This is a genomic window from Streptomyces albospinus (assembly GCF_014648695.1).
Lineage (GTDB): Bacteria > Actinomycetota > Actinomycetes > Streptomycetales > Streptomycetaceae > Streptomyces > Streptomyces albospinus.
In genome coordinates, this window is sequence record NZ_BMRP01000020.1 from 140,903 (window position 1) to 147,629 (window position 6,727).

At 68.7% G+C, this 6,727-nt stretch carries 6 protein-coding genes; all 6 read right to left on the reverse strand.

What is annotated here, in order from left to right:
* Nucleotides 1-95: 95 nt before the first annotated feature.
* Entirely contained in the window at nt 96-1,556 is a 1,461-nt protein-coding gene (locus IEZ17_RS25840) for a nucleobase:cation symporter-2 family protein (RefSeq protein WP_189304053.1), read from the reverse strand.
* 282 nt (nt 1,557-1,838) lie between these two features.
* Nucleotides 1,839-3,242: an 8-oxoguanine deaminase gene (locus IEZ17_RS25845; RefSeq protein WP_189304055.1), complete on the reverse strand. Its 1,404-nt coding sequence runs from the start codon at nt 3,240-3,242 to the stop codon at nt 1,839-1,841.
* A gap of 45 nt (nt 3,243-3,287) precedes the next feature.
* Nucleotides 3,288-4,691 (reverse strand): nucleobase:cation symporter-2 family protein, encoded by a 1,404-nt coding sequence (locus IEZ17_RS25850; protein ID WP_189304056.1) that lies wholly within the window; start codon nt 4,689-4,691, stop codon nt 3,288-3,290.
* An 82-nt stretch (nt 4,692-4,773) separates the two neighbouring features.
* Complete coding sequence (pucL, locus tag IEZ17_RS25855; RefSeq protein ID WP_189304058.1) at nt 4,774-5,697, reverse strand: factor-independent urate hydroxylase; 924 nt, start codon at nt 5,695-5,697, stop codon at nt 4,774-4,776.
* A gap of 7 nt (nt 5,698-5,704) precedes the next feature.
* The gene (gene uraH, locus IEZ17_RS25860; protein ID WP_189304060.1) at nt 5,705-6,118 is read right to left on the reverse strand and encodes a hydroxyisourate hydrolase; all 414 of its coding nucleotides are present in this window, start codon (nt 6,116-6,118) and stop codon (nt 5,705-5,707) included.
* On the reverse strand, nt 6,115-6,627 hold the full coding sequence (uraD, locus tag IEZ17_RS25865) for a 2-oxo-4-hydroxy-4-carboxy-5-ureidoimidazoline decarboxylase (protein ID WP_189304061.1): 513 nt from the start codon (nt 6,625-6,627) through the stop codon (nt 6,115-6,117). The genes uraH and uraD overlap by 4 nt, the downstream gene beginning before the upstream one ends.
* Nucleotides 6,628-6,727 lie beyond the last annotated feature (100 nt).

A 6,727-nucleotide genomic window follows, 5' to 3' on the forward strand; every position in this document is an offset into this window, starting at 1 on the left:
GCCGCGGACGGCGCTCCACGCACGCCCAACGGCCCGTACGGGTACGGTGGTTGCCGTTCCCCTACGGGCCGTTGCGGTGGGGCGGGACGGTCAGGTCAGTGCGCGGGCGACGCCGCGGTCTCGCCGTCGTCCATCCGGCCGCGGTCGGGCTGGTGCGGGATGTCCCCGGCGGACGGGGGCGTGTGGCCGTCGGCCGCCGGCTCGTCCGGGGCGGCCGGGTCCTTCCGGCCGAAGTGGTTGAAGGCGAGGTTGAGGACGATGGCGACCAGGCAGCCGGTGCTGATGCCGGAGTCCAGGACGACCAGCAGGTCCTTGGGGAAGTTGTGGTAGAACTCCGGCGCCGCGATCGGGATCAGGCCGATGCCGAGGGCGGCGGCGACGATCAGCGCGTTCTCGCCCTTCTCCATGGCGGCGGAGGCCAGCGTCTGGATGCCGCTGGCGGCCACCGAGCCGAAGAGGACGATGCCGGCGCCGCCGAGGACGGGCAGCGGGACCAGCGAGATGATCGAGGCGGCGACCGGGCACAGGCCCAGGACGATCAGGATCGCTCCACTGGTGGCCACGACGAAGCGGCTGCGGACCTTGGTCATCGCGACCAGGCCGATGTTCTGCGCGAAGGCGCTGTTGGCGAAGCCGTTGAACAGCGGGCTGAGGGCGGTGCCGAGGGTGTCGGCGCGGAGGCCGCCCTCGATGGTGCGCTCGTCCGCCGGGCGGTTCACGATCTTGCCGAGGGCGAGCATGTCGGCGGTCGACTCGGTCATGCAGACCAGCATCACGATGCACATCGAGATGATCGCGGCGATGTCGAACTGCGGTGCGCCGAAGTGGAACGGCGTCGGGAAGCCGACCGGGCTGGCCGTGGTGATGGCCGAGAAGTGGGTGATGCCGACGGGTATCGCGACCATGGTCCCGGCGATCAGGCCGAGCAGGATGGCGATCTGCTGGAGGAACCCGCGCAGCACCCGGCGCAGCACGAGCACGATCAGGAAGGTGACCCCGGCCATCGCGATGTTCTTCAACGAACCGTAGTCCGCGGCCTGTTCGTTGCCGCCCTGGGACCAGCGGAAGGCCACCGGGAGCAGCGAGACGCCGATCAGGGTGATGACGGTGCCGGTGACCACCGGCGGGAAGAAGCGGACGAGCCTGGAGAAGTAGGGGGCGAGGAGGAAACCCAGCACGCCGGCGACCATGACCGCGCCGAAGATCACCGGCAGTGCGTCGTGCGGGCCGTGCCCCTTCGCGATGGCCACCATGGGCGTGACACCGGCGAACGAGACGCCGTTGACGAAGGGGAGCTTGGCCCCGACCTTCCAGAACCCCAGGGTCTGGAGGAGGGTGGCGATCCCGGCGGTGAAGAGGCTGGCGCCCATGAGGAACGCGGTCTCGGTGGGGCTGAGCCCGCAGGCGGGCCCCACGATCATCGGCGGGGCCACCACACCCGCATACATCGCGGCCACATGCTGGAGGCCGCTGGTGAACATCTTGAAGGGCGGGAGGGTTTCGTCGACCGGATGCTTCCGGTCCTCCTCCGGCTGCTGCCCGGTAATTGCGGCCACTGCGGGCCTCCTGTCGATTTCTGCTCCGCCGGGGGAGGCGGTGCGAGGCTGTCACGGAGGGCGTGCGATGTGGTGCGTGGTGCCGGAAGTCGCGCTGGTGAGCGTGCAGATGGCCGCGCTTGTGGCGCGTGGGCGGCGATGTGGGGGATGACCGGCCCGGGGGTACGAGGTGATCCCGCACCCCCGGGGTCCGGCGCTTGTGGATCTCGATCGGATCCACAAGCTCAGCCGGGAGCCGTCCCTCCCGACCGAGTCTTGGGTTGTCGTGCCGCGCCGGGGGGATCAGCCCTCGGCGGCGATACGGGCCAGACGCTGCGCCTCGGCCCGCGCGGAGCGGGCGATGGCGTCCTCGTCGACGTTGATGAGGTGGCTGTCCTCGACGACCGGCTTGCCGTCGACCAGCGACAGCGTGACCGGGGCAGCCGCACCGAAGACCAGGGCGGTCACCGGGTCGGCGATCGAGGAGTGGGCGAGGGTGTCCAGCTTCCACAGGACCAGGTCGGCGAGCTTGCCCGGCTCCAGGGAGCCGATCTCGCGGGTCCGGCCGAGGACCTGGGCACCGCCGTAGGTGCCGAGCCGCAGCGCCTTGCGGGCGTTGAGGGCGGCCTCCTTGTGGGCGCCGAGGCGGTTGATGAGCAGCGCGTTGCGCAGCTCGGTGTGGAGCTCGCCGGACTCGTTGGAGGCGGTGCCGTCGACGCCGAGGCCGACCGGGACGCCGGCCGCGAGCATGTCGGGCACCCGGGCGATACCGGCGGCGAGGCGGGCGTTGGAGGACGGGCAGTGCGCCACACCGGTCTTCGTACGGGCGAAGGCGGCGATGTCGGAGTCGTTCATGTGGACGCAGTGCGCCATCCACACGTCGTCACCGAGCCAGCCGGTCGACTCGAAGTAGTCGGTGGGGCCCATGCCGAACAGCTCGTGGCAGAACTTCTCCTCCTCCACGGTCTCCGAGCCGTGGGTGTGCATCCGCACGCCCTTGCGGCGGGCGAGCGCGGCGCCCTCCTTGAGGAGTTCGGTGGAGATGGAGAACGGGGAGCAGGGCGCGGCGGCGATGTGCACCATCGAGCCGAAGGAGGCGTCGTGGTGCTTGTCGATGGCCTCTTCGGTGGCGATGAGGGCGCCCTCGGTGGTCTCCACCGCGAAGTCCGGCGGCAGTCCGCCGTCCTTCTCGCTGCGGTCCATGGAGCCGCGGGCGAGGGTGATCCGGGCGCCGATCTCGGCGACCGCGGCCAGTTCGGCGCCGACGAGGTCGCCGGAGCCCTTGGGGAAGACGTAGTGGTGGTCGGAGGCGGTGGTGACGCCGCCCCTGACCATCATGCCGAGCGAGCCCTGGGTGGCCGCGGTGAGCATCTGCGCGTCGATCCGGGCCCAGGTCGGGTAGAGCGCGACCAGCCAGTTGAAGAGGTTGTGGTCGGTGGCCAGGCCACGGGTGATCCACTGGTAGAAGTGGTGGTGGGTGTTGATCAGGCCCGGGGTGACCAGGTGGCCGGTCCCGTCGACGCGGCGGACCACGTTCGCAAGGCCCTCGGGGGCCTTGCCCGCGCCCAGCGACTCGATGACGTTGTCCGCGACGACGACATATCCGCTGGCGTACTCGGTGTCGTCGGCGTCGACGGTCGCGATGGCGCAGTTCTCGATAACGATGCGCTGCTTCACCGCGCTGTCAGGGGCTGCCGATGCTGCCATGGGGCTTTCCTCGTTCTTTCGTGGCGATGTGGGCACGGCAAGGCCCTAGGGGATTTGAGTGCCGGAGCCGGACGTTGCGGCTGACAGTACCGCCGCCCGCGGGGTGCTCCGGGTGCCGAGATGATGGAAGAACAGGTTGAGCAGGACCGCGGTCAGGGCTCCGGCGCTGATCCCGGAGCCGAGCACGGTCTGTGCCCAGGCGGGGAACCCGGCGTAGAAGGTCGGCGCGGCGAGCGGGATGATGCCCGCACCGAGCGACACGGCCACCAGGATGATGTTGGAGCTGTCGTCGAGTCCGGCCTCGGAGAGCGTACGGATGCCGCTGACCGCGATCGATCCGAACAGCACGATTCCCGCGCCGCCCAGCACCGGCATCGGCACCAGGGAGACCACGGCGCCCAGGACGGGGAAGGCGCCGAGGACCAGGAGCACCGCGCCGGCCAGTGCGACGACATAGCGGCTGCGGACCCGGGTGAGCGAGACGACGCCGACGTTCTGCGCGAAGGCGCTGGTCGGGAAGCCGCCGAAGACCGGCCCGAGGAAGGTGGCGATGCCGTCGGTGCGCAGTCCGCGGGTGATGGTGTCGCTGGTGGTCGGGCGGTCGCAGATCTCGCCGAGGGCCAGCATCCCGGCCGACGACTCGGTCATCAGCACCAGCATCACGATGCACAGGGAGAGGATCGCGGCGGGCTGGAATTCCGGCGGGCCGAAGGAGAACGGGGTGGGCAGTGCGGCGACCGGCGCCGAGCGCAGCCCGTCGAAGCTCGCCATCCCGAAGGGGATCGCGGCGAGGGTGCCGGCCACCAGGCCGATCAGCAGCGCGATCTGCTTGACGAAGCCCTTGGTGAAGCGCTGGATCAGCAGCACCACGAGGAGGGTGAAGCCGGCCAGTGCCAGGTTCTTCATGGAGCCGAAGTCGGCGGCGTGCTTGTCGCCGCCCTGTGCCCAGCCGACCGGTACGGGCATCAGCGTGACCCCGATGAGGGTGATCACGACGCCGGTGACCAGCGGCGGGAAGAAGCGGAGCAGTCTCCCGAAGAACGGTCCGACCGCCAGGCAGAACACTCCGGCGACCATAACTGCCCCGTAGATGGCGGGGAGTTGGTGGCCCTTGGCGGTGGTCTCGGCGATGGCGAGCATCGGGGTGATACCGGCGGAGCTGGCCGCGTTGACGAACGGCAGGCGGTTGCCGGCGAATCCACGGATGCCGAGCGTCTGCAACAGGGTTGCGCATCCGGCGATGAGCAGGCTGGCGGCGATGAGCCGGGTCCGGCCCGCGGTGTCCAGGCCGACGGCCTGGCCGACGATGAGCGGAGGGGTGACAACGCCGGCGTACATGGCAGCGATGTGCTGGAGGGCGGCCGGGACCAGCCGCTCGACTGCCGGCTTCTCGTCCACCGGATGGACCGGTGGCACGGGGTGGTGCGGGGCTAGCTCTTGCTGTGCCATGGGTCGTTCCCCTCGGAGTTCACGTCCCCTCCCCGCTGCGGGGTGGGGAGGGGACGCGAGGCACGGCGTTGCGTCAAAACCGTCAGAGGTTCGTCAGATCCATCGGGATCCGGGCTTCGACACCGTCGCGCAGAACAGTGGCTTCGATCAGTCCGTACGGGCGGTCGGCCGCGTAGTAGACCTCGTTGTCGTTCTTGAGCCCGAAGGGCTCCAGGTCCACCAGGAAGTGGTGCTTGTTGGGAAGCGAGAAGCGGATCTCGTCGACCTCGGACCTGTTGTTGATGATGCGCGAACCCATCTGGTACAGGGTCTGCTGGAGCGAGAGGCTGTAGGTTTCGGCGAACGCCTGGAGCATGTGCTTCCTGACCTGCTCGTACGAACGCTCCCAGTTGGGCATCCGCTGCTCGTCGTCGGTCCAGTTGAACCGCCAGCGGCTGGACACCTGCGTGGCGAGGATGCGGTCGTACGCCTCCTTCAGGGTCGTGTACTTGTCCTTGATGTACCCCCAGAACTCCGAGTTGGTGGAGTTCATGACGATCAGGTCCTTGAGGCCGGAGATGACCTGCCACTGCTCGCCGTCATAGGTGATCTCGGTCAGCCGGGTCTCCTGGCCCTTGCGGACGAAGGAGTGCTTGACGTCATCGGAGCCGATGAACCGCGAGTTGGCGTCCGAGGTCTCGATCCGCTCCCAGGCGTACTCCTCGATCCGGATGCGGGCCTTCTTGATCGGCTCCTGGCTGGTCACGAAGTGCCGGGCCAGGTGGATGCCGAACTGCTCGGCCGACTCGATCCCGTACTCCTTGGCGAAGGCGTACACGGTGTTCTTGGTCGTGTCGGTCGGCAGGCAGTTGGCGTTGGAGCCGGAGAGGTGGACCTCCTCCAGGTCTCCGGAGAGCGCGACCGAGACGTTCAGGTCCTTGATGTGGTGGGTGTCGCCGTCGCGGGTGATCTTGACGACGCGGTTTTCCGCTTTGCCGTACTGGTTCTGGCCGAGAATCGTGGGCATGTCGGTGCTAGCTCCCTCGGTATACGGAGTAGCCGAACGGGTTGAGCAGCAGCGGTACGTGATAGTGCTCGCCCGGCTTGACGGCAAAGGTGATTGCCACCTCCGGGAAGAAAGCTCCGCTGTCCCTTACGCGGGGGGCGTCCTGCTGTTCCTCGGCTTGCTTGTGGGTGCGGTGTTGGCTTGAAACGAAGTACTCCTCGACCGCGAAGTCGAGGCGGACATGGGTGGCGCCCTCCGGCAGAGCCGGGAGGTCCTTGCAGCGCCCGTCCGCATCGGTCCTGGACGCGCCGTGGGCGGCCCAGGCGCCGTCGCTGCCGGAGCGCACGGCGAGCGTGAGGGCGACGCCCTCGGCGGGGCGGCCCACGCTGGTGTCCAGGATGTGCGTGGACACCGACGTCGGTGCAGCCGTCTCGCTGCTCATGCTGCGTCTCCTTCTGCGATGCGGGTCAGGCGAATGCGGTTGATCTTGCCGAGCTCCACACGAACGATCTCTCGTTCCTGTTCCGGCGTGTTGTCGATCCGGTTACGGACCGCGTCGCGCATCTGCTCGCCGGTACGGCCGGTGGCGCAGATCAGGAAGACGTGGCCGAACTTCTCCTGGTAGGCCAGGTTCAGTTCGAGCATCTCCTCCTTGAGTGCGTCGGAGGCGCCCGACATTCCGCTCTGCTCGCGGTTCGAGGTCGCATCTCCCGGCTTCGGCCGGCCGATGGGCGGGTGCCCGGCCATCGCCTCGGCCAGGTCGTCCGCGGTCAGCTCGGCCATGGCGGCGTCGCTCGCGGCGAACAGGTCGTCGGTGGTGGCGTAGGGGCGCTGGGCGAGAATCTCGCTTCCCCAGGACCGGCTGGCACACACCTCGTGCAGGGCGGCCTGAGCCGTACTGTCGTCGGCGGCGTTGAACCGGGAGAGCCCTTGGGGCGTACTCGAAGACACGGGAAGCCTCCGTGGCCTGGTGCTGGACAGCCTGTTTGGCTGGAAACAGCTAAGACCTCCGGCAACATCACGTCAACACTTTGTTGAAAAGTCGGCGACA

Coding starts and splice junctions, on each gene's coding strand:
- IEZ17_RS25845 (WP_189304055.1), bottom strand. CDS start 3,242: ATGGCAGCATCGGCAGCCCCTGACAGCGCGGTGAAGCAGCGCATCGTT.
- IEZ17_RS25850 (WP_189304056.1), bottom strand. CDS start 4,691: ATGGCACAGCAAGAGCTAGCCCCGCACCACCCCGTGCCACCGGTCCAT.
- pucL (WP_189304058.1), bottom strand. CDS start 5,697: ATGCCCACGATTCTCGGCCAGAACCAGTACGGCAAAGCGGAAAACCGC.
- uraH (WP_189304060.1), bottom strand. CDS start 6,118: ATGAGCAGCGAGACGGCTGCACCGACGTCGGTGTCCACGCACATCCTG.